This window comes from Arthrobacter sp. ov407, from assembly GCF_900102895.1.
Taxonomy (GTDB): Bacteria; Actinomycetota; Actinomycetes; order Actinomycetales; family Micrococcaceae; genus Arthrobacter.
The window spans coordinates 121,543-144,108 of the sequence record NZ_FNGD01000009.1; the positions used below are offsets into that span (position 1 = coordinate 121,543).

Annotated in this window: 19 protein-coding genes; 4 read left to right on the forward strand and 15 right to left on the reverse strand. The window is 67.1% G+C overall.

Annotation, left to right across the window (positions count from 1 at the left end):
* Nucleotides 1-25 precede the first annotated feature (25 nt).
* The 7 genes from BLS42_RS13265 to BLS42_RS13295 all read right to left on the reverse strand — a co-directional run bounded on the left by BLS42_RS13265 (nt 26) and on the right by BLS42_RS13295 (nt 10,508).
* The gene (locus tag BLS42_RS13265; protein ID WP_090581871.1) at nt 26-1,003 is read right to left on the reverse strand and encodes an aldo/keto reductase; all 978 of its coding nucleotides are present in this window, start codon (nt 1,001-1,003) and stop codon (nt 26-28) included.
* 44 nt (nt 1,004-1,047) lie between these two features.
* A complete protein-coding gene (locus BLS42_RS13270) occupies nt 1,048-1,266 on the reverse strand; it encodes a helix-hairpin-helix domain-containing protein (protein ID WP_090581873.1) in 219 nt (72 codons plus the stop codon).
* 67 nt (nt 1,267-1,333) lie between these two features.
* Nucleotides 1,334-1,891, reverse strand: coding sequence for a hypothetical protein (locus BLS42_RS13275; protein WP_090581875.1), 558 nt, complete (start codon nt 1,889-1,891; stop codon nt 1,334-1,336).
* A 73-nt stretch (nt 1,892-1,964) separates the two neighbouring features.
* Nucleotides 1,965-3,938 carry a 1-deoxy-D-xylulose-5-phosphate synthase gene (dxs, locus tag BLS42_RS13280; protein WP_090581877.1) on the reverse strand — a complete coding sequence of 658 codons (1,974 nt, stop codon included), beginning with the start codon at nt 3,936-3,938 and terminating at the stop codon, nt 1,965-1,967.
* A gap of 193 nt (nt 3,939-4,131) precedes the next feature.
* Nucleotides 4,132-6,945 (reverse strand): aconitate hydratase, encoded by a 2,814-nt coding sequence (locus BLS42_RS13285; protein WP_090581879.1) that lies wholly within the window; start codon nt 6,943-6,945, stop codon nt 4,132-4,134.
* Between the two features lie 192 nt (nt 6,946-7,137).
* Complete coding sequence (locus BLS42_RS13290) at nt 7,138-8,532, reverse strand: class I SAM-dependent RNA methyltransferase (RefSeq protein ID WP_090581881.1); 1,395 nt, start codon at nt 8,530-8,532, stop codon at nt 7,138-7,140.
* Nucleotides 8,529-10,508: an APC family permease gene (locus tag BLS42_RS13295; RefSeq protein ID WP_176803423.1), complete on the reverse strand. Its 1,980-nt coding sequence runs from the start codon at nt 10,506-10,508 to the stop codon at nt 8,529-8,531. Before BLS42_RS13295 ends, BLS42_RS13290 begins: the two co-directional genes overlap by 4 nt.
* Before the next feature lie 154 nt (nt 10,509-10,662).
* Between BLS42_RS13295 and BLS42_RS13300 the strand changes: the two genes are divergently transcribed.
* Together BLS42_RS13300 and BLS42_RS13305 are read left to right on the forward strand one after the other, a co-directional pair.
* Nucleotides 10,663-11,334, forward strand: coding sequence for a potassium channel family protein (locus BLS42_RS13300; protein ID WP_090581885.1), 672 nt, complete (start codon nt 10,663-10,665; stop codon nt 11,332-11,334).
* Entirely contained in the window at nt 11,335-12,078 is a 744-nt protein-coding gene (locus tag BLS42_RS13305; RefSeq protein WP_090581887.1) for a potassium channel family protein, read from the forward strand. It abuts the gene before it with no gap.
* 82 nt (nt 12,079-12,160) lie between these two features.
* Here the strand turns inward: BLS42_RS13305 and BLS42_RS13310 are convergent, their stop codons facing one another.
* The 4 genes from BLS42_RS13310 to dut form a co-directional block, all read right to left on the reverse strand.
* The gene (locus tag BLS42_RS13310; RefSeq protein ID WP_090581889.1) at nt 12,161-12,991 is read right to left on the reverse strand and encodes a DUF3159 domain-containing protein; all 831 of its coding nucleotides are present in this window, start codon (nt 12,989-12,991) and stop codon (nt 12,161-12,163) included.
* Nucleotides 12,988-13,437 (reverse strand): hypothetical protein, encoded by a 450-nt coding sequence (locus tag BLS42_RS13315; protein ID WP_090581891.1) that lies wholly within the window; start codon nt 13,435-13,437, stop codon nt 12,988-12,990. The genes BLS42_RS13310 and BLS42_RS13315 overlap by 4 nt, the downstream gene beginning before the upstream one ends.
* Entirely contained in the window at nt 13,430-14,158 is a 729-nt protein-coding gene (locus tag BLS42_RS13320) for a DUF3710 domain-containing protein (RefSeq protein ID WP_090581893.1), read from the reverse strand. Before BLS42_RS13320 ends, BLS42_RS13315 begins: the two co-directional genes overlap by 8 nt.
* Before the next feature lie 248 nt (nt 14,159-14,406).
* Complete coding sequence (gene dut, locus BLS42_RS13325) at nt 14,407-14,925, reverse strand: dUTP diphosphatase (protein WP_090581895.1); 519 nt, start codon at nt 14,923-14,925, stop codon at nt 14,407-14,409.
* 152 nt (nt 14,926-15,077) lie between these two features.
* Here dut and BLS42_RS13330 point away from each other — a divergent pair, with 152 nt between their 5' ends.
* Entirely contained in the window at nt 15,078-15,563 is a 486-nt protein-coding gene (locus tag BLS42_RS13330; RefSeq protein ID WP_090581897.1) for a DUF3093 domain-containing protein, read from the forward strand.
* A 36-nt stretch (nt 15,564-15,599) separates the two neighbouring features.
* Here BLS42_RS13330 and BLS42_RS13335 read toward each other — a convergent pair whose 3' ends face one another.
* The gene (locus BLS42_RS13335; protein WP_090581900.1) at nt 15,600-15,899 is read right to left on the reverse strand and encodes a DUF4193 domain-containing protein; all 300 of its coding nucleotides are present in this window, start codon (nt 15,897-15,899) and stop codon (nt 15,600-15,602) included.
* Between the two features lie 323 nt (nt 15,900-16,222).
* Between BLS42_RS13335 and sepH the strand changes: the two genes are divergently transcribed.
* The gene (gene sepH, locus BLS42_RS13340; protein ID WP_090581902.1) at nt 16,223-17,653 is read left to right on the forward strand and encodes a septation protein SepH; all 1,431 of its coding nucleotides are present in this window, start codon (nt 16,223-16,225) and stop codon (nt 17,651-17,653) included.
* A gap of 15 nt (nt 17,654-17,668) precedes the next feature.
* On the opposite strand, the gene BLS42_RS13345 is transcribed toward sepH, so the two are convergent.
* From BLS42_RS13345 to BLS42_RS13355, 3 genes are all read right to left on the reverse strand, one after another.
* Nucleotides 17,669-18,964, reverse strand: a complete 1,296-nt coding sequence (locus tag BLS42_RS13345; RefSeq protein WP_256336462.1) for an alkaline phosphatase family protein — start codon at nt 18,962-18,964, stop codon at nt 17,669-17,671.
* Between the two features lies 1 nt (nt 18,965).
* A complete protein-coding gene (locus tag BLS42_RS13350; protein ID WP_090581904.1) occupies nt 18,966-19,709 on the reverse strand; it encodes a DUF5998 family protein in 744 nt (247 codons plus the stop codon).
* Between the two features lie 102 nt (nt 19,710-19,811).
* Nucleotides 19,812-22,523, reverse strand: a complete 2,712-nt coding sequence (locus BLS42_RS13355) for a bifunctional acetate--CoA ligase family protein/GNAT family N-acetyltransferase (protein ID WP_090581906.1) — start codon at nt 22,521-22,523, stop codon at nt 19,812-19,814.
* Nucleotides 22,524-22,566: the final 43 nt, after the last annotated feature.

The window sequence follows — 22,566 nt, forward strand, 5'->3', positions numbered from 1 at the left end:
GCCGGACCGTTCAGGGCCGCACTGTTCAGAACAGTGCCACCTTGGGCGTGCGCGGGAAGAGGTCATCCAGCTCGGCGAGGTCGGCATGGCTGGGTATCCAGGCCACGGCGGCGGCATTTTGGCGCACCTGTTCCGGCGTGGTGGCACCGGCGATGACGCTGCTTACGGACGGCTGGGCGGCAAGCCAGGAGAATGCCACCTGGACTTCGTTGAGCCCGCGTGCGGCCGCGAACTTCCCGAAGGCATCCAACTGTTCCCAGTCGGCGTCGTGGACCAGGTTGGTGCGGGTGTGGCTGAGCCGGGTTCCCTCGGGGGCCCGGCCCGCCGAGTATTTTCCGGTGAGCAGGCCGTTGGCAAGCGGGAAGTACGGCAGGACGCCCAGTCCGTATGCCTCGGCGGCCGGCGTCACCTCGAGTTCGGCGCGGCGGTCCAGCAGGTTGTAGTGGTTCTGGCTGGAGATGAAGCGGGCTCCCCCGCGGGCACGCGCCACGTACTCGGCCTCGGCGATCTGCCAGCCGGCCCGGTTGGAGTGGCCCAGGTAGCGGACCTTGCCGCTCGTGACGAGGTCCTCGAGGGCAGACAGCGTCTCATCGATGGGCGTGAGCGGGTCCGGGGTGTGGAACTGGTAGAGGTCGATCCAGTCCGTGCCGAGCCGGCGCAGCGAGGCTTCCGCCGCCTTGATGATGTAGCGGCGGGATCCGCGCGCTCCGAAGTCCTCGCCGTTGGCGCCGCGCATGTCCATGCCGAATTTCGTGCCGATGACGGCGTCGTCCCGGCGGGCACCGAGGGCCCTGCCGAGCATTCTCTCGCTGAGACCGGGCTCCCGGCCGTAGGTGTCCGCGACGTCAAAGAAGGTGATCCCGGCGTCGAGGGCGGCATGCACGACGGCGTCGGTGCCTTCCTGCGATTCAGTCACGGTCCCGGGACGGCCCAAGTTGTTGCATCCGAGTCCCACGACCGAGACGGACAGTCCGGAATTTCCCACGCGGCGATATTCAGTCATGGATTTAGCCTATATCGCCCCGGCGGGCGTCCCGGCCAAGGCCGCTACCCTGCGGGCAGTTCCAGCCCGTGCTCGTCCATGGCGTCCTGGAGTTGCGCGACGGTGCGCGGGCAGACGCCAGGCATCCCGGCAAGCCGGCGCTGGCCAAGCTGCACGAGGTTTTCGAGGGTTTCGACCCCCGCGTGTGCGAGGGACTTGCGCGCCGGCGCCGCCAGTCCTGCGGGGAGTGGAGTGCTGCCTGGTCGAGAAGATTTTCGCGTCACTGCGTTGCCTTCCAGTCGGTTTCCCCCAAACTGATGTGAGCCGTTGCCGGCTCCTTACCGGTGTGGCCTAGAGCGTGAAGCTGTTGGCCGGTTTCGGTGAATGCTTGAGCTTATAAGTGTCCTCGCCAAACGGCGCGGCGCCAATGCTCAGCTTGGTAAAGTCCAGGTCCTCGCCGCGGATGCAGACCTTTATGGCGCTGACCGTCTTGTTGACGTCCGGGGTGAGGCAGAAGATATTGAGCCTGGAGTCGGAAAACTCGCTGCGGTCCACAATCCCCAGGCCGCGCCAGGCCAGGTGGCTGATCAGGGCGTCCTTGGCTTTTTCCTCAAGGTACCGGTCGCGGCTGGTTCCATCCTTGGTTTTCAGCGCATACTGGGCCACCACCCAGAACTGCTCCGCCTCGGGGATTTCAGCGTAGCCGTCCTCAGCGCACTGCACCGCGAAGGCGTCCATGAGGCGCTCCGCGGCCTCGGCGTCTTCGACGTCGGTTTCGTCGGTGGTGCTCTGGTGTCCGACGACACCATGGTTCATCACGAACTGGCTGTAGTCCTCATCAAACCAGGCTTCCCTAAACTGCAGGGTGCCCTCTTCGTCGCGTTTGTAAACCCGGATAATTCCACTCATATGCCAGTTCCTTCCTGGGCCGGCCGGCGCCAAGGAGCGGCGCAGGACGGGTAGTGCTCAACAGATGTGCTGGCTACAGCAGCGGCAGGCTGCCGGTGCTGGGGTGTTCCTGTCCGGGCAAGGGGCGCGCAAACGGCACCTTGGTGCCCAGGACCTGGGCGACGACGTCGTGCGTGATCTGCTGGGCGGTCAGTCCGACGCGTTCGAGCACCTGGTTGCGGGTGCCGTGATCGAGGAACTCCACCGGGAGGCCGACCTCATTGAGGGCGGTGTCCACACCGGCCGCCCGCATCTCCTGGCGGATCCGGGAGCCGACGCCGCCGGCCCGCACACCGTCCTCGATGCAGATGACCAGGCGGTGGTCTGCGGCGAGATCGATGATGGACCGCCGGACCGGGAGGACCCAGCGGGGATCCACCACCGTGGAACTGATGCCCTGGGCTCCGAGCCGGTTGGAGACGTCCAGCGCGAGTTCAGACATGGCGCCCACGCTGACGATCAGGACGTCGTTCTCGCTGGAGCCTGCGGGGCGGCGGGCCAGCACGTCCACGCCGTCGTCCAAACGTTCGACCGCCTCAACTTCGGCGCCGACGCTTCCCTTGGAATAGCGGATCACGCTGGGGGCGTCTTCGATGGCCACGGCCTCGCGCAGTTCTTCCCGCAGCCGGGTGGCGTCGCGCGGTGCCGCGAGGTGCAGCCCGGGGACGATCTGAACCATGGCCATGTCCCACATTCCGTGGTGGCTAGCGCCGTCGGGTCCGGTCACGCCGGCCCGGTCCAGGACGATTGTCACGCCGGCTTTGTGCAGGGCCACATCCATCAGCAACTGGTCGAAGGCACGGTTCAGGAACGTCGCGTAGACCGCGACCACCGGGTGCAATCCCCCGAACGCCATGCCGGCAGCGGAGGCGAGGGCGTGCTGCTCGGCGATACCGACGTCGAACACGCGCTCTGGGTGCCGGGCGGCGAACTTGTGCAGCCCGACCGGAATCAGCATGGCACCGGTGATGCCGACGATGTCCTTGCGCTCGTCGGCAATGTCGGCGATCTCGTCGGCGAACACGGCGGTCCAGGACTTGGCGCCGCCGGCCTCGGTGGGTGCGCCGGTCTCCGGATCGATGATCCCGACGGCATGGAACTGGTCCGCTTCGTGGGCGCGGGCAGGGGCGTAGCCGTGGCCCTTTTCGGTGATGGCGTGCACGATCACGGGCCCGGCGTAGTTCCTGGCCGTGGAGAATGCGTTTTCCAAGGCCTCGAGGTCATGGCCGTCGACGGGCCCGATGTACTTCATGCCGAGGTCCTCGAACATGCCCTGCGGGGCCCACCAGTCCTTGATGCCCTTTTTCATGGCGTGCAGGCTCTTGTACGTGAACTTGCCCGCGTGGCCGCCGTTCTGCAGTTTGCGCTTCCACCAATCGAGCGTGCCTTCGTAGGAGGGGGCGGCGCGGAGGGAATCGATCGTGGGACGCAGGGACGCGAGGTAGTCGGCGAATCCGCCGACGGTTGGGGCGTAGGAACGGCCGTTGTCGTTGACCACAATCACGACTCGGCGCTTCTTGTCCGCCGCGATGTTGTTGATGGCCTCCCAGGCCATGCCGCCGGTCAGGGCGCCGTCACCCACCACCGCGACGACGAAACGGTCGCCGTCGCCGGTCAGCTGCCGGGCGCGCGAGATGCCGTCGGCCCAGGACAGCGACGAGGACGCGTGCGAGCTTTCGACGATGTCGTGCTCGGATTCGCCGCGGTCGGGGTAGCCTGACAGGCCGCCCTGCTGGCGAAGCGTGCTGAAATCCTGCCGCCCGGTGAGGAGTTTGTGCACGTAGGACTGGTGTCCTGTGTCGAAGACGATGCTGTCGCGGGGGGAATCGAAGATCCGGTGCACCGCGATGGTGAGTTCGACGACGCCGAGGTTAGGGCCCAGGTGCCCTCCCGTCTGGGAGACGTTGCCGATCAGGAAATTCCTGACCTCGGCTGCCAGCTGATCCAGCTGCGCCCCGGACAACTTACTCAGGTCCTGCGGATTCCGGATGGTGTCCAAGATTCCCAACGGCCCCTCCTTCGGGTGGTAGACATGCCTTTTAACTCTAACGCCTCCGGGCGGGACGTCGCGCCGGAGCCCTGCACCGGTCCCCCGCCCGTCCCCAGCATCCCATCCGTGAACCGGGAACGCGAAGGCCCCGGCCGGTCAGTGACCGGCCGGGGCCTTCGCGTGCGTTACCGGAGCTGGCCGGCAGCTCCGCCTAGTGCGCGGAGATCTGGCGCAGGACGTACTGCAGGATGCCGCCGTTGCGGTAGTAGTCCGCCTCGCCCGGGGTATCGATGCGCAGTACGGCGTCGAAGGACGTGACGGTACCGTCTTCGGCTGTCGCTGTGACCTTGAGGGTCTTCGGCGTCGTTCCCTCGTTCAGGGCGGTGACGCCCTCAACTGCGTAGGTTTCCGTGCCGGTCAGGCCCAGGCTGGCAGCGTTCTGGCCGGCCGGGTACTGCAGCGGCAGGACACCCATGCCGATCAGGTTGGAGCGGTGGATCCGCTCGTAGCTCTCGGCCACGACGGCCTTGACGCCCAGCAGCGCCGTGCCCTTGGCAGCCCAGTCACGGGACGAACCGGAGCCGTACTCCTTGCCCGCCAGGACCACCAGCGGGGTGCCGGCGGCCTGGTAGTTCTGCGCGGCGTCGTAGACGTAGGCCTGCGGGCCGTCAGCCTGGCTGAAGTCGCGGGTGAAGCCACCCTCCACGCCGTCCAGGAGCTGGTTCTTGATGCGGATGTTCGCGAACGTACCGCGGATCATGACCTCGTGGTTGCCACGGCGTGAGCCGTAGGAGTTGAAGTCCTTGCGTTCCACACCGTTGGCCAGCAGGTACTGGCCAGCCGGGGTGTCCGACTTGAAGGAACCGGCCGGGGAGATGTGGTCCGTGGTGACGGAGTCGGCGAGCTTGAGCAGCACGCGCGCACCGGTGATGTCCTGGACCGGCTCCGGCTGGGCCTTCATGCCCTCGAAGTACGGGGGCTTCCGGACGTACGTGGACTTCGGGTCCCAGGCGAAGGTGTCGCCGGCCGGGGTCGAGAGTGCCTTCCAGCGGTCGTCGCCGTCGAAGACGCCCTCGTAGCCGCGGGCGAACATTTCCTTGTCGATCGAGGAATCGATGACCTGCTGGACCTCGACCGGGTTCGGCCAGATGTCCTTCAGGAAGACGTCGTTGCCGGCCTCGTCCTGGCCCAGGGCGTCGTTGTCGAAGTCGAAGTCCATGGAACCGGCCAGGGCGTAGGCGATGACCAGCGGCGGGGAGGCCAGGTAGTTCATCTTCACGTCCGGGTTGATCCGGCCTTCGAAGTTGCGGTTGCCGGAGAGCACGGCGGTGACGGAGAGATCGTTGGCCTGGATGGCCTCGGAGATCTCGGCGTCGAGCGGACCGGAGTTGCCGATGCAGGTGGCGCAGCCGTAGCCCACGATGTAGAAGCCGAGCTTCTCCAGGTACGGGGTCAGGCCCGACTTGTTGTAGTAGTCGGTGACCACCTTGGAACCGGGAGCCACGGAGGTCTTGACCCACGGCTTGGACGTCAGGCCCTTGTCGACGGCGTTGCGGGCCAGCAGTGCGGCGGCCAGCATCACGGACGGGTTGGACGTGTTGGTGCAGGAGGTGATCGAGGCGATCGACACCGCGCCGTGGTCCAGCTCGAATTCGCGTCCGTCCGCGGTCTTGACGCTGACCTTGTTGGACGGGCGGCCGTTGGACTTCGGGCCGTGCGCGTGCGGGGCCACGTCACTCAGGTGTGACGCGGACGCGGTGAAAGAGGGCGAGTCCGAAGCCGGGAAGCTTTCGTCGATCGCTTCGTCCAGGCTTCCGTCGGCCAGGTCTTCCTTCACGTAGTTGCGCAGGTCCTCGCGGAACTGGGCCTTGGACTCGGTGAGGATGATGCGGTCCTGCGGGCGCTTCGGGCCGGAGATCGACGGAACAACCGTGGACAGGTCCAGCTCGAGGTACTCGGAGAACTTGATCTCGCGGGAGGGATCGTGCCAGAGGCCCTGTTCCTTCGCGTAGGACTCCACGAGCGCGACGTTCTCGTCTGACCGGCCGGTGAGGCGCAGGTAGTCCAGGGTGACGTCGTCGATCGGGAACATCGCGGCAGTGGAGCCGAACTCCGGGCTCATGTTGCCGATCGTTGCACGGTTGGCGAGCGGCACAGCCGCGACGCCTTCACCGTAGAACTCGACGAACTTGCCGACCACACCGTGCTGGCGCAGCTGTTCGGTGATGGTCAGGACGACGTCGGTTGCCGTGGCGCCGGCCGGGATGGAGCCGGTGAGCTTGAAGCCCACGACGCGCGGGATGAGCATGGAGACGGGCTGGCCGAGCATGGCAGCCTCGGCCTCGATGCCGCCAACGCCCCAGCCCAGCACGCCCAGGCCGTTGACCATGGTGGTGTGCGAGTCGGTACCGACACAGGTGTCCGGGTAAGCGCGGACGATGCCGTCAACTTCGCGGGTCATGACGGTGCGGGCCAGGTACTCGATGTTGACCTGGTGCACGATGCCGGTGCCCGGCGGGACGACTTTGAAGTCATCGAATGCCGTCTGGCCCCAGCGCAGGAACTGGTAACGCTCCCCGTTGCGCTGGTATTCGATCTCCATGTTGCGCTCCAGTGCGCCGGAGTTGCCGAAGGCGTCAATCTGGACCGAGTGGTCAATGACCATTTCGGCCGGTGCCAGCGGGTTGACCCGCTTCGGGTCTCCGCCGAGCTCCTTGACGGCCTCACGCATGGTGGCGAGGTCAACGACGCAGGGCACGCCGGTGAAGTCCTGCATGATCACACGCGCCGGCGTGAACTGGATCTCGGTGTCGGGCTCGGCGCTGGGATCCCAGCCTGCCAGCGCACGGACGTGGTCGGCCGTGATGTTGGCACCGTCCTCGGTCCTCAACAGGTTTTCAAGCAATACCTTGAGGCTGAACGGAAGGTTTTCTGCACCTTCGACGGAGTTCAACCGGAAAATTTCGTATTCGGTTCCGGCTACATTAAGTTTGCCTTTTGAACCGAAGCTGTCCACAATGCTCATCGCAGGACTCCTCTCGCAACAGTTTCATCTTTGTCGCGCCGCTGGACCCTTGCTAGTTAGGTCTGCCTAACTAATACAGGCATCAGTACATCGAGGTACGTGATGCAGGTAAGAAACGCAGGGAACGGCCGTTAAATTAACGCCAGTGGTGATGGAGCGCGACGACGGACTACTCCGCCCATCCTAGTGGCATCACGGTTGGGGAGTCAGTAACGCCACAGTCTCCATGTGATGGGTGTGCGGGTACAGGTCGAAAGCACGCAGCCCGGCGATCCCCCAGCCGCCCTGCCGGAAGTAGCCGACGTCGCGGGCGAACGACGCCGGATCGCAGGAGACATAGGCGACGGCCCGGGGACCGGCGTCGATCAGCTGCTTGACTACGGCTTTGCCGGCACCGGCGCGGGGCGGGTCCAGGATCAGGGCGTCGAAGTTGCGCGGTTTCTGCCGCAGCACGCGTTCCACCCGGCCCTGGACGATCTCCACCTGGGCGGCGTCGTGCAGGTTTTTGCGTGCATCACGGCTGGTTCCGGGCGCCCCCTCCACCGAGAGCACGGATCCGGTCACCCCCACGGCATCGGCCAGCGGTGCCGTGAACAGCCCGGCACCCGCGTACAGATCCGCCACCACTGAGCCCGGCGCGAGGAAGCCGCCGTCGTGCAGGAAGCCGGTAACCGCCCCGACCAGCGTCTCCGGGGCATCCCGGTGGATCTGCCAGAAGCCGTCGCCGGTAACCCGGTAGTCGTGACCCGCCGCAGATTCCTGGACATAGGTGCGGCCGCGCAACTGCAGCACCTCGCCGGTAGCCGGGTCCAGGCTGGCCACCGAGACGTCGTCGGGCAGCTGGGCCAGGATGCCGCTGAGCCGCTTGGACCGGGTTCCCGGGGTGGGCACCAGCAGTACCAGCGGCCGGGAGCCGTTCGCGGGGGCGGCGACCTCGACGCGGTCGATGCCCTGCAGGTCGATTTCCCAGAGCCGGAGCGCGTTGATGCCGGCCACGGCCAGCGGCATTTCGCTCACTGGCAGGATGGTATCGGAGCGGTGGGCGTGCATGCCGAGCTTGCCGGCCGGCGTCACGGCAAAACCGGCGCGCGTCCGCCAACCCAGGCCGGACACGGCAGCGCCAGCAGCGCCGTTGGTTCCCTCAGCTGGACCGTCCCCGGCCACCATGCCGACGGCTTCGACTGTGATCTGCCCTGCGGGCGCAACTTCGACGCCGGCCAGCCGCTTGAGCTGTTCGGCCAGGACGTCGGCCTTGAGGCTGCGCTGGCGCGCCAGCGAAATGTGGCCGAGTTCGGCGCCGCCGACGGGCGGGTGCCGGTGCGACCAGGAGCGCGCGGAATCGGCGAGGTCCCAGAAATGCGGCACCCGGTCCGGTGAGGGCTCCAGGACCTCCACCACGTCGGCGCGCCAGAATTTGGCGGCGGGGCCGTCGTCGGTGAGCCTGACCCGGACCTTCTCGCCCGGAATGCCGTGGCGGACGAAGATGACCCGTCCCTCGTGCCGGGCCACGCAGTGCCCGCCGTGGGCGACGGGTCCGACGTCGACGACGAGATCCGTGTGGGTGTGCGTCTGGGTGTCGGGGGTCATTGGATATCCTGCAGTTTCTTGGCTTCTTCTTCGGACGATTTCAGCTGCCACGGCACACTGCACACCATGACGCCGGACTCGAAGTGCAGCCGGGTCTTGATGCGCAGCGCGGTCTGGTTGTGGACCAGCTGCTCCCACCATTTGCCCACGACGTACTCCGGGATGTAGACCACGATCAGGTCGCGGGGCGAATCCCGGCGCATGTTCTTGATGTACTCCATGATCGGGGTCACGGTTTCGCGGAACGGGCTGGCCAGCACGGTCAGGGGTACCGGGATTTCGAGTTTTTCCCAGTCCGCGACAGTCGCCTCGGTCTCCTCCGGGCTGATGTCCACGGTGATGGCGTCCAGCCGCGACGGGCGGGAGGCCCGGGCGTAGGCCAAGGCGCGCAGGACAGGTTTCCGCACGTGCGAGACGAGCAGCACGGCGTGCACCCGGGTGGGCAGCGCGCGCGGCGAGGAGTCCTCGTCGACGGCGAGTTCCTTGGCCACGTTGTCATAGTGCGCCCGGATGCTCCACATGATCAGGAACAGCACGAACATGGCCAGCAGCGCGATCCAGGCGCCCTGCGAGAACTTGGTGATGAGGACGATCACCAGCACCAGGGCGGTCATGAAGAAGCCCACGGTGTTGATGGTCCGGGACTTGATGATGCGCCGCCGCACGGCAGGTTCCTTGGACAGTTTCAGTTCCCGCCCCCAGTGCCGGATCATGCCCAGCTGGCTCATCGTAAAGGAGATGAACACGCCCACGATGTAGAGCTGGATGAGCTTTGTGACGTCCGCGTTGAAGGCGATGATCAGGACGAGGGCGCCGGCCGCCAGGGCCAGGACGCCGTTGCTGAAGGCCAGCCGGTCGCCACGGGTGCGCAGCTGGCGGGGCAGGTAGCCGTCCTGGGCCAGGATTGAGCCGAGCACCGGGAAGCCGTTGAACGCCGTGTTGGAGGCGAACACCAGGATGACGCCGGTGGCGGCCACCACGATGTAGAAGGGGATGGAGCCCGAGCCGAAGACGGTCTGCGCGATCTGGCTGATGGCCGGGTTCTGGATGTAACCCTCCTCCAGCGGCTTGCCGTTCAGGAGGAATTCCGTCGCCGGATCCAGCACGATGTGCACCTTGGTGGCGTTGGCCAGGTAGATGATGCCGGCGAGCATGGCGGAGGCAATCACGCCGAGCAGCAGCAGCGTGGTGGCCGCGTTCTTGCTCTTAGGCTTCTGGAAGTTGGGCACACCGTTGCTGATGGCCTCGACGCCGGTCAGGGCCGCGGCGCCCGAGGAGAAGGCGCGCAGCAGCAGGAAGGCGCCGGCCAGCCCGACGAGTCCCTCGTCGAAGCCAGGCTCCGGCACGATCTCGAACGCCGCCGACGGCGCCTGCCCCAGCTGGCCGGTCGCGGCTTGGAAGACGCCGACGGCGGTCATGCCGAGGATCGAGGCCATGAAGATGTAGGTCGGGACGGCGAAGACGCTGCCGGCCTCCTTGATGCCGCGCAGGTTCACGAGGGCCAGGATCACGACGCCGGTCGTGGCAATCGCCGCCTGCTGTCCGTGCAGCGAGGGCACGGCGGTGGTCAGGTACGTCGCGGCCGACGACATGGACACGGCCACGGTCAGCACATAGTCAACCAGCAGGGCCGAGGCTACGGTGAGGCCTGCATACTTGCCGAGGTTGACGTTGGCGATCTCGTAGTCGCCGCCGCCGGAGGGGTAGGCGTGGACGTTCTGGCGGTAGGAGGCCACAACGGTCAGGAGCACCACCATGACGGCGAGGCCCACCCACGGCGCGATGGCCACCGCGCTCACGCCGGCCAGGGCCAGGGTCAGGAGGATTTCATCCGGTGCATAGGCCACCGAAGACAGGGCGTCCGAGGCGAAAATGGGCAGCGCGATCCGCTTCGGCAAGAGCGTGTGGGCCAGACGGTCGTTCCGGAAGGGCTTGCCTACCAGCACCCGCTTCACGGCATTGAAAATTGTCAGCACCACACAAAGCTAGTCTGATTCGGACGCGATGTCATGACGGCGAAGTTGGCGTCCGCAAGCACGCGGCCCGCCGCCCCGTGGCCGTGGCCTCCCCGCGCCGCGTGGCCGGTAGAGTTTTACGCAGTATCAGACGCAGAACCAAGAGGAGGCCCATGTGGCGCACTTCGTGATCATGGGTTGTGGCCGTGTCGGGTCAACCCTGGCACACACGCTCGAGGACGCCGGCCATTCGGTGGCCATCATCGACCAGGATGACCGCGCCTTCCGGCGGCTCCGCACAGGGTTTTCCGGACGGAAGGTCACGGGGGTCGGGTTTGACCGCGAGACGATGAAGCGGGCCGGCGTCGAGGAAGCCTATGCCTTCGCCGCCGTTTCCAGCGGCGACAACTCCAACATCCTCGCCACCCGGGTGGCGCGGGAGACCTTCCACGTTCCTCATGTGGTGGCCAGGATCTATGATCCGGGCCGCGCCGAAATCTACCAGCGCCTCGGCATTCCCACGGTCGCCGCGGTCCGCTGGAGCGCCGACCAGGTGCTGCGCCGCATCCTGCCCGAACAGCACATCGCCGGCGACTACCGGGAGCCCTCGGGCCGGCTGGTCCTCGCCGAGGTTGACCTTAACCCCGACTGGATCGGGCACCCGATCTCGTCGATCGAGAAGGCGGCCGGCATCCGGATCGCGTATCTGACCCGGTTCGGCGAGGGCATGCTGCCAGCTGCCGGCACGTCATATCAGGACGGCGACACCGTCCACGCCATGCTGAACGTGGACCGGAGCTCCGAGATCGGCCATATTCTCGCCAAATCCCCCGCCAAGGAGTCCTGAGTGAAAGTCGTCATCGTCGGTGCCGGAAGCGTCGGTTCCTCGATCGCCCGCGAGCTGCTGGCCCACAAGCACGAAATTCTGCTGATCGATGAGAAGCCGGAGGTCATCGGCCGCAGCGGCCTGCGGGGCGCGCACTGGCTGGTCGGTGATGCCTGCGAGCTGAGTACCCTGCAGGACGCCAAACTCGAGGACGCCGACGTCGTGGTCTCCGCCACCGGTGACGACAAGGTCAACCTGGTGGTCTCGCTGCTGGCCAAGACGGAATTCGGCGTCGGGCGCACCGTTGGCCGGGTTAACAACCCCAAGAACGACTGGATGTTCGACGACTCCTGGGGCGTCGACGTCGCGGTCAACACCCCCCAGCTCATGACCGCGCTGGTGGAGGAGGCGGTGGAGATCGGTGACCTGGTCCGGCTGCTGACGCTCCAGACCGGGGTGTCCTCGCTGGTGGAGTTCACGGTTCCGCACGACTCCCACGTGATCGGCCTGACCGTGGGCGATGTCAAGTGGCCCGAGGACTCCACGCTCGTGGCGATCCTGCGGGATCAGGCGCCCATCACACCGAGCCGCGACGACGTGATCGACGGCGGCGACGAACTGTTCTTTGTCACCACGATCGCGGCCGAGGACGAACTCCGCGCCCTGCTGGCACCCGAATCCCCGCTCGAGGATCAGCACCCGGTGACCTCGGATCAGCACGGCCACGGCACCCAGCCGGCCGGGGACGACGGCTTCGAGGGCTAGAGCAGCTCCGCTCTCAATAGTTGCCCTGTCAGTAATGGCCGTTCCCAGAGCTGGGAACGGCCATTACTGATAGGGCAACGGGTCAGTTGGGCTCTTTGGCGCCGGCGGGCACAGTGGCCGGCCGGGTGAGCAGCCAGGCAATCCAGATCCCGAGGATGTAGAGCGGGGCGCCCATGAGGAGCCTGGTGGTGGCGAGGGCGGCGAAGCCCTGCTCCCCCATGAAGTAGAGCGGAACCTGCACCACGAGCCGCAGGACCAGCACGGAAACGATCACCCAGGTGCCGATGCTGTAGGCCTTGACCCGTTTCGGGTCCTTGCGCCATTCCAGGCCCTCATTGCGGATGAAGCCGAAGAGCAAGCCGGCGATCGGCCAGCGTACGAACACGGAAATGGACATGGCCAGGATGTAGCCGAGGTTGGTGAAGAACCCCAGAACGTAGAAGTTCTCTGCCTTGCCGGTCGAGGTGGCCAGCCACGCGGAGAGTCCGACGCCGATGAAGCCCGCCAGCGCCTGCGTCAGCGGTTTGCGCTGGAGAAGCCGTGCCACGGTGAAGACGGCGGCCACCGACAGGGAAGCAATGACCGACAGCGTCAGGTTTTCCCGGTCAATGGTGAAGGCAATCAGGAAGACGAGGCCAGGCAGGATGCTCTCGGCGATGCCCTGCATGCCACCGGCGCTCTTGAGCACGTCGATGTTGCCGTTGCTCGACCGGTGCAGGCCGGCCTTGGCCGCATAGTCCTCGGCAAGCTGGGCGACCGTGGGCTGTGAGGCAGCGGGCTGGGCGGCGGCGGGCTGGGAAACAACAGGTGGGGAAATGTCCCGGTTGCCGCCCGCGGTTTTCCCCGGCTCCTGCTGTCCGGCATCCCTGTCTTCCCGCTGGGGGGCCCGTTCGGGGTGTTCGGGCAAGGTCATTGCTCCTCCTGGCGGGAGAGTATTTCGTAGCGGGGATTGAAGATCGTGGGCAGCCCGTCGCGCATGGTGACCATGCCCTCGAGCCGGAGCTCTGTTCCGGCGTCGACCCCGGGGATCCGGCGCCGCCCCAGCCATACGACGCGCAGCCGTTCCTTGGGGCCGGCGGGCCGCTGGCGCTGCGCACCCGGACGCACCCGGTGAGTGGACACCTCGTTGGTGGGCAGGCTGCTGGCCGCTGCGGCTCCGCCCTTGGCACCAAACGCGGGGAAGCGGGTGACGGGAGCGGGGGCATCGTGATCGATCAGGATCGCGATGAAGGATGCCACCTGGTTGGCCGGCATGTACGTGACGGACTCGATGAAGCCGTGGCACAGCACCCGCCCGCGGTCCGGCAGGTCCCGGACCGACATGGCGGGGGCGGTTTTCCTGCCGGCGGCATCAGCCAATCTGGGTTATCTCCGGTCCGCGTTCGGGCTGTTCGAATTCGGGGGCCTGCGGCGACGGGGCGGCCGGGGTGTCTTTGGGCAGGCGCAGCTGCAGCAGATCACGCGGCGGCATGGGGTTCTCGCCGCGGACCACGACGATCTGCCGGAAAAGCCCTTCCAGCCCGGCCGCGGCGTCGCGGTCCAGTGCCGCCTCGCCGCCGAAGACGCCGCGGAGGAACCAGCGCGGGCCGTCGACGCCGATGAAGCGGGCCACGCGGTACCCCTGACTGCCGTCCGCGCCGCCGGCGGGAAGCTTCGCCACGAGCTCGGTGCCGAAGCTGCCCTCGACCTCCTCGACCTGGCCGCCCTGGCTGCCGACCGACTGGCCGATCTGCTCACGGATTTCATCCCACAGGCCCTCGGAGCGGGGGGCGGCGAAGGCCTGCAGCTGCAGGCTCGAGCCCTCCAGATCCATGGTGACGGCGACGACGCGCTGGCTCGCCTCTTCGACTTCCAGGCGGAGTTGGAGTCCATCGCGGGGTGCGATCAGCAGCGCACCGAGGTCCACGTACCCGTCCTGGTCGTCGATTTCCGAGACGTCGAAGGGGCCTGCCGCGGCCCGGCCGGCGGTTTTGGCGGCGCTCCCGGCCGGCGTCGCGGCGGCATCAATGGCAGCTTCCGTGGCCTCGCCCGGCTCTGTCGGCTGCTCCTGCTTGGCTTTCCTGCCGCGCCCAAAAACCATGGGGTGTCTCCTTCAGTTGTGATCCTGTGCCGCCGCCCGGCGCCATCCAGACGCCTGTCCGCGTGGCAGCCCGCTACCCTGCGGCCGCCTGCTCAATTTTTCCTGCACCGCTGATCTTGCCTCAGCGCCTGTGTTGCTGCTGTGTCTGTGTTGCTTCAGTGCTTATGTTGCTTCGGTGCCGTGCTACTTCAGTGCCGTGCAGCACCGCAATATCCCGATTGACCCCCGTGGCCAAGCCGGGCCTGCGCTCAGGCCGGTCCGCCGAAACCGCCGGTGGAGCCGAAGCCGCCCCCACCGCGGACCGAGCCGTCGAGTTCCTCGACCGGAAGGAACCGGGCGTACTCCACACGCTGAATGACCATTTGTGCAATTCTATCGCCGCGACGGAGCTCGATCGCCTCGTCCCGGTCCGTATTGAGCAGTGTCACCGCGATTTCTCCGCGGTAGCCTGCGTCCACCGTGCCGGGAGCGTTCACAACCGTCAGTCCGTGCTTGGTGGCGAGGCCGGACCGGGGATGGATCAGCGCAACGAAGCCATCCGGGAGCGCAATCGAGACGCCAGTGGGAACGAGGCGGCGCTCCCCCGGTGCGAGGACGACGTCCACGCGGGCGCGAAGGTCGGCGCCGGCGTCGCCCGGGTGCGCATACGACGGCGGCTCCAGACCGTCGTCGAGCATTTTCAGCTGTACCGTCAAGGTGGGCGTTCCGTAGGCTGCGTCGCGGGCCGTCACTGCGGCACTGGCGACGGCGGTGTTTTCTTCAGTCACAGTCCCTCACTCTAACTCCCGCAAGGAACATCGTCCTAGCCGCCACTGGCCTGCCCGCGCACACCGCCCACTGCATTGAAGCTGGGTTGAAGCGGCTTGGAGCGGACTGAGGCCGAGATGAAATAGCCCCGGAAAGATGAAAAGCTGTGCTTATGCCCGAATCCAGCGCAGCCGCGCCTGCCCCAAAGAGCGCCCCGAGCGACTCCCCTGTCCTTTACGCCGAGAAACTCTGGCCGAACTTCTGGATCTGGCTGGTGTCGGCATTGTTCTCCAGCGCAGGGATCCTCATGCTGGCGCCCATCAGCATCTGGGCCGGCATTACCGCGGCGATCGTGATCTTCGTCGTCATCTCCGTACTGCTGGTGCTGTCCACGCCGTCAATCACCGTCACCAGGACCACACTGCGGGTGGGCAGGGCCTCGATTGAACGCGGGTTCCTGGGCAAGATCACGGCATTCCGCGGCAAGGAAGCGACGGCGGAACGGGGCACGCGGCTCAATGGGCTGGCGTTCCTGTGTATCCGCGGCTGGGTGGATCCGGTGGTCCGGATCGAGATCGAGGACCCCTCGGATCGCACCCCGTACTGGCTCACGTCCACCCGCCACCCGGAGCAACTGATCGCCGCGCTCAACTCCTAGTTCCCACCGCCTCCTACCGGCTATCTGCCTGTCTGCCTAGCCCTCGCAATCCTTGCAGTACTTAAGGCCGTCTTTTTCGCGAGCAATCTGCGAACGGTGGCGGACGAGGAAGCAGGAGGCACACGTGAATTCGTCTGCCTGGGCGGGCATGACCCGTACCAGCAGTTCCTCCCCGGACAGATCAGCGCCGGGAAGTTCGTAGCCTTCGGCAAGGTCGGACTCATCTTCATCCACCACGGCGGAAGGCTTCTCCGTACGCCGCGCCTTTAAAGCCTCAATCGAATCCTCGCTGAGGTCTTCTTCGGTCTTACGCGGCGCATCGTAATCAGTCGCCATTATTTGTTGCTCACACTCCGCATTCGTTCGGTCGATTCGCCGTTCCAGGATGGCCCGCCGGGATGGTAACCCTGGCCTCCGGGAGCGGTTCACCGTAGTCAACGCCGGACATGCGGTTTTTGTGCCCGGTGTCGGGTCATTTTTGCTTAAGCACCTCCCGAATGCCAGAGCCCGCCGGTCCCCTCCCCACAATCTCTTCCGCAGACCGGCCAAAACCGCCGGAAAGCCGCGGAAAATCACGGCGCGCCTGCCGTCCTAACCCGAAATGCGCCCCGCTGGTGGCAGAGTTTCGATTGTTAGTAATGCCAGGGTGGAGGATTTGTATGCAGGATCTACGGCTTCTAGGCGTCCACGACGACGGAGAGCATCTCCTGTTGAGTGGCACCGGCGGCGAGATGTTCCAGCTGCCGATCGATGAAGCACTTCGGGTGGCAGCGAGCCGGACGTCGGCGAAGACCGCGTCCAGCGCGGCCGCACCCCCTATTGCCATGTCTCCGCGCGACATCCAGACCAGGATTCGCAACGGAGCCACCGCCGCCGAAGTAGCGGAGCTGTCCGGAATTCCGCTGGAGAAAGTCCAGCGCTATGAGGGCCCAGTCCTGGCCGAACGCGAGTACGTCGCCCAGCAGGCCCGCAAGGTGGAGGTGGCCTCCCCCGCCCCGGGCCACGACGTCTACCGGTCCGTGTTCGGTGAAAACCCGGCGTCCCTCAGCGACATGGTCGAGCACCGCCTCCGGGCTTACGGCGTCGAACCCTCAACACTGGAGTGGGATTCCTGGCGACGTCCCGATGGCAGCTGGAACGTGGTGGCCCGCTTCGAGCCCAAGCCCGGCGGTCCTGCCGGGATCGGCGAGGAGCCGCCGGCCATGTGGACCTTCCATCCCGCCCGAAAGTCTCTGCAAAACGCCAACCGCTGGGCCCAGCAGCTGAGCGAACTTGAGCCGCTCGAAGGACCCGTGCCGACGCGGCGCCTTACGGCCGTCTCAGACCGGCCCTTCGACTTTGAAACCGACGCTGAGGCCGCGGCACGCACGGCGACCGGCCAGCACAGCATTATTCACCAGATGCTGCTTCAGCAGGACAGGATCCACCAGGAACAGGACGCCGACGGGCTGCTGGACATGCTTCGTTCCCGTCGCGGACAGCGGATCGGGGTGGACGAAGACGCGGACGACGCCCTTGCCACGCTCCTGAACACCGGCGTCCCCGCGGCCCACCCCCGGCCGGCGGAAGTGTCCGAGGCCCCCCAGGCGACGGAACCGGAGTCCATCTCCGAAGCCGCTGCGGCTGACGAATCCGACCCTGCCCAAGCCGACCCTGTCGAAGCCAACACAGGGCAGCCGGAGGTTCCGGCCTTGGAAGCGGCAGCCCCGTCGGAAACCGATGCCTTCACCCGCCGCCGCGACGGCAGGCCGTCAATGCTTTCCCGGCTGACCCTCGCACCGCGCCTCCCGGACGAGGACGATGCCCTGAAACTGCACGACGGCGTCAGCACCGAGACTCGGGAAGTCACCATCGCCGCCTCGCAACTGCGCCCGGCGGGCAAGGCGCCCACCGCAAGCCCGGGCCTGGATGAATTGATCGGCGGCGGATCGTCCCGGCGGCAGCACCGCGAGTCCCACGCCGCTAGCCGGAACGACGCCGGCCGGATCGACGCCGGCACAGAGCAGCCGGAGCGCCAGCCGGCCAAGCCCAAGCGGTCAAGCGTTCCCAGCTGGGACGAAATCGTCTTCGGAACCCGCAACGACCAATAAGAAGACCCCGCAGCGTCAGCGGCGGGGCGCTTTCTTACCGTCCGCTTGGAAGTAGAGCAACGGGACTTCCCGCTCGGCTTTCGTCAGGGACCCGTGCTGGCCCACGACCTCCAGGGCAGTGGACCGGACCCTGCGCGTATCGTAGAGCGCCAGCGAGTCCCGGGCCGCGATCATGATGTCGCCGATCCGCGAGGCGGCCTCGGCCCGAACGTCACCGAACAGCCCGCCCGCGATCGCTTCCTCACGGGTGAAGGCCCATATTCTGTCCCCGAAACGGGACCGCCAGTTTGCCAGCAGTCGGGCGCGGGCGGCGTCGTCCCTTCCATCCTCGAGGTACAGGTGGACCATCCGCGGCTCGCCGGCGGTGTGGCGGACGCCGGCCAGGAGTGCCGGCTCCGCGGAGTAGTCGATCCGCTGCGATTCCGGCACATCCACCATGCCGTGATCGGCCGTCAGCAGCACGGTGGTGCCGGGCGGCAGGGTGGCGTTGAGCCGCCGCACCGTGGCATCGAGTTCTTCGAGCTGGTGCTCCCACTGGGGTGACTGGCAACCGTGCCGGTGCCCGGCCTTGTCGAGCTCATTGACATAGAAGTACATGAGCGAGGGCCCGGCGCCGGCCATGGCCTCGGCGGCCGCCTCGGTCCGGGCGTGCGACGTGGTTCCGGTGATGAAACGGCCTCCACGGAGCGCGGCCTCGGTCATGGCCGAGGTGCTGAACTGCGGGAGGCTGACGGTCGTGACATCGACGTGCTCCGCGGCCCTTTCGAATACGGTGGGGAACGGCTGCCAGATCCGCGGTTCCACGCCGGCGTCCCAGTTGCCAAGCATGTTCACTACCCGGTCCTGGTCCGGGTCCAGGACGTCGTAGCCCACCATGCCGTGCTGGCCGGCCGACAGTCCGGTGCCAAAGCTGGCGAGGGATGCCGCGGTGGTGGACGGGAACGCCGAATCCAGCGACACGGGCACCTGGCCCTGGCCGGCCTGCAGGACCGTGCGCAGGAACGGGGTGTGGGCGATCTTCTGCTTCAACAGGTTCCGGCCCAGTCCGTCGGCCAGCACCACGCACACGCGTTTGGCGGGCGGAAGATTCAGTTTGTTCTCGAACCCCGGGACACCCAGGCTTGCCGCCGCGCTGGTCAGGACCTCGGCGATGGACCGGTGTCCGAAAGCCGGGGCGGCCGGGAGCGGGGACGGACCCACGCCGGCGGCCACCGCGGCGGGCAAGGACACACCGGGGGCGGCCAGGCTGGGACTCAGCACCGGCTCTGGCAGCTGATCTTGGTCGGGTTCAGGCTGACGGACGCGAGCCATGTCAGCGTTGGTGGCCGCGGCTGAGGCGGTTTCCGAACACACCCATCCGCGGTCGGGGCGGCAGGCCGGGCCCGTTGTGCGGGACCGGGGCCGTGGAGCCGGTGTTCACGGCACGCAGGGCGCGGGCGAAAAGCTTGGCGTCCTGCACTGCCTGCAGACCGTCCGCTTCGGCGCTGATCCGCAGCACGATGTCTTCCTGCGCGATGGTGCCGCTGTAGCCATGATCGGCCTCGCACTGCGGGTCCCCGCAGCTGGCCGGGCCCATGTCGAGGCGCTGGCCGCCGGACCACGCGATGGACAGCGTCAGCTCCCGGACAGGGTCGGAGGGCTTGTAGTCCTGCGGCTGGGCGTAGACGTAGCTCAGGACCACCGAGCGGATCTGGGTCACGGGGACGGACTCGGTCGACACCTGGGCGACGGTCTGCTCGCCGGCGTCGTCGAGCTGTTGGTCATCGACGTGGGTGATGACCAACATGTCCTCGGTCAACACCAGGACAGTGATGTGGCGGCGGACCTCGGCGCGGTCGAAGTGGGTCTCGAGATGAACCAGGTGGGCCACGCAGTCGCGGCCGTCCAGGGCATCGGCGACGACGTCAGCCACGAGCCGGGGGTAGAAACCGGCCTGCTGGAGAGAACCTTCCAGGCTCTGGCCCTGCGCACTGTGGTCATGGAGGCCGTGGTGGTGCGCGGCCTGGCGTGCGGGGGCGGTCGCCAGGGGCTTGGGTGTTGGAGGCTGGGAGCTCATAGTCTCCATTTTCACAGATCGGCTGGGGACTTGCTAACTGCCCGGCCCCGGACGACGCCGTCGGCTGAGGCGGCCAACCGGGCCGCCCTGACAATATCCGGCCTAGCTGCGCATCGCCCGGCGCGCACTGTCCGTCCGCTGGGCGGCATTCGCGATCCTGACGTCGGCGGCAAGGATCGAGGCGCCGTCGGGCCCGGCGAGGACGGGATTGAAGTGCACCAGCGCGATCTCCGGATGGTTGTCCTTCAGCCTGGTGAGGCGGGCGGCGAGGTTTTCCAGGGCCGTGGCGTCTACGGCGGGCAGGCCCTGATACCCGAAGAGCTTCCGCGACGCCCGGGGCGTCCGGATGAAGTCGTGGACGTCGGAGCCGGAGAGCGGCGGCACACGGTGGGCCCAGTCATCGAGCAGGTTCACGGCGTCGCCGGCCAGGCCGAAGGAGATCACGGGCCCCAGCAGCGGATCTTCAATGGCACGGAAAGTGCAGGCCTGCCCCACGGGAACCATGGTCTGCACTTCGAGGGACGGGGAGCCGTACCGCTCGAGCGACTTGCGCATCTGCAGCACGTTGCGCCGCAGCGAATCGGCGTCCTGGATGTCCAGCCGCACGCCGCCGAGGTCCAGCCGGTGCCGCAGCGCCGGATCCGTGGTCTTCAGTGCCACGGGCCAGCCGAGCTGCTCGGCCGCTGCAACGGCCTCTTCCGCCGTCTCGAACCCGACGGACGGAACCAGCCGGATGCCATAGTGGCCCAGCAGCCGCGCTGCCGTGTCCTGGTCCAGCCGGACGAGCTGCTCGCCGCCCACATTGCGCAGCAGCTGCTCCAGGTCAGCCCGGGCAGCCTCCGGGTGGCAGCCTTCGGGTTCCACGAACAGGCCTTGATCCCGGTCCAGCCACTGCGCGTAACGCACGACGGCGGCCAGGGCCGCCACCGCCGCACCCGGGTTGGAGTAGCACGGAACAGGTGGAGCCAGCAGGGGCTGGTGTGCTTGTTCCGGTTCCGCGCCGACCATGCCTTCCACATAAATGGAGGGATCAAGGATTCCGCTAAAGGCGGCGACCACCGGTTTGCCGGCCGCCGCGGAGCATTCGGCCAGCACGCCGGCGATCTTTTCGACGGTGAGGCCGTGCGCAGGAAGCAGCGCCACCACGGCGGCGTGCACAGTGTCCGCGGTCAGGGTTTCCTGCAGGCTCCGCCGCAGGGCCGGCAGCGCCCGGGACATGCCGGCGTCGAGGTCAACGTCGGCAACGATCCGTTCCACGCCGAGCCCCTGGCGGGCGGCACTGTCCGCGACCACCTTGCCTAGGGCGCGCGAGTTGCTGAAGACGGCGATTCCGGGGCCTCCGGGCAGCGGTTGGCTCGACACGATCTGGGCGACGTCCATGAGCTCTTCGATGGTCTCTACCCGGATCACGCCGGCCTGCCGCATCATGGCGTCCAGCGCTTCCGGCGGCGCCTGGGTGGTGCGGACGGCGTGCCCGGGCGGCAGGTTCAGGCCCATGGCGTCGGACTTGGCCACAATCACCGGTTTGGTCCGGGCCAGGCGGCGGGCCAGCCGGGAGAACTTGCGCGGGTTGCCGATCGATTCCAGGTACAGGCCCACCGCCGTGGTGTCGGGGTCGTCCTCCCAGTACTGCATCATGTCGTTGCCGGAGACGTCGGCGCGGTTGCCGGCGGAGAGGAAGGTCGAGATGCCTACCCGGCGGCGGCTGGAGGCGGCGTAGAGGGAGACGCCGATCGCGGCCGACTGGCTGAACAGCCCCAGCCCGCCGCGGCGGGCCAGGGCCGGTGCCATCGAGGCGTTGAGGGACACGGCCGGGTTGGTGTTGACAATGCCCAGCGACGCCGGCCCAATCACGCGCATGCCGTTTTCTCGGGCCTGCCGCACGAGTTCGCGCTGGCGGGACAGGCCGCGGTCGCCGTCGTCCGCGTATCCGGCGGTGGCCACCACGATCCCTTTGACGCCTGCGGCGGCGCATTCCTGGACCACCTTGGGGACCTCGTCGTACGGGACCGCGATGATGGCGAGCGTGACCGGGCCGGGGACCTCGGAGAGCCGGGAGAAGGAGAGCATGCCGGCGAGTTCCAGGGCCTCCGGGTTGATTGCATAGACCGGGCCGCTGAACCCGCCTTCGATGACGTGCTCGAGGAGCTGGTAACCCACGGCGCCCCATTTGCGGCTGGCTCCGATCACGGCCACGGAGGACGGGGCGAGCAGTTCCTGGATGCTGCGGGCCTCGGCGCGGTGCTCGCGGGATTCCATCACGGCCCGGGACTTGTCGGTGGGGTCGATGTTGAACTCGAGGCTGACCACGCCGTCGTCGAAGTGCCGTTTGACGTCGTAGCCGGCGTCGGAGAAGACCATGAGCATCTTGCGGTTCTCCGGGAGCACCTCGGCGCTGAACTTGCGGATTCCGTTCTCGCGCGCGGCGGCGGCGAGGTGTTCGAGCAGGATCGAACCGATGCCGCGACCCTGGTGGGCGTCGGCGATGTTGAAGGCGACCTCGGCGTCCGCCGGGTCATCGAGCCGGTCGTAACGGCCGATGCCCATGATTTCGCCGCCGATCGTGATGACCAGGGCCACCCGGTCCTTGTAGTCCACTTCGGTGAAGCGCTTGAGTTCCTTGCTGGAAAGCTTGGACTTGAACGCGAAGAAGCGCATGTAGATGGACTTCTGGGACTGGCCCACGTGGAAGGCCTGGACCGCATCTGCATCGGAGGGGTGGATGGGGCGCACATGCGCTGTGCCGCCGTCGCGCAGGACAACATCGGCTTCCCAATATTCCGGATATACGCCGTCCGCCGGCTGATCCACCATAGGCTTAGCCTAGTCATAAACTTACGCAGTCCCCGTTCAGCAC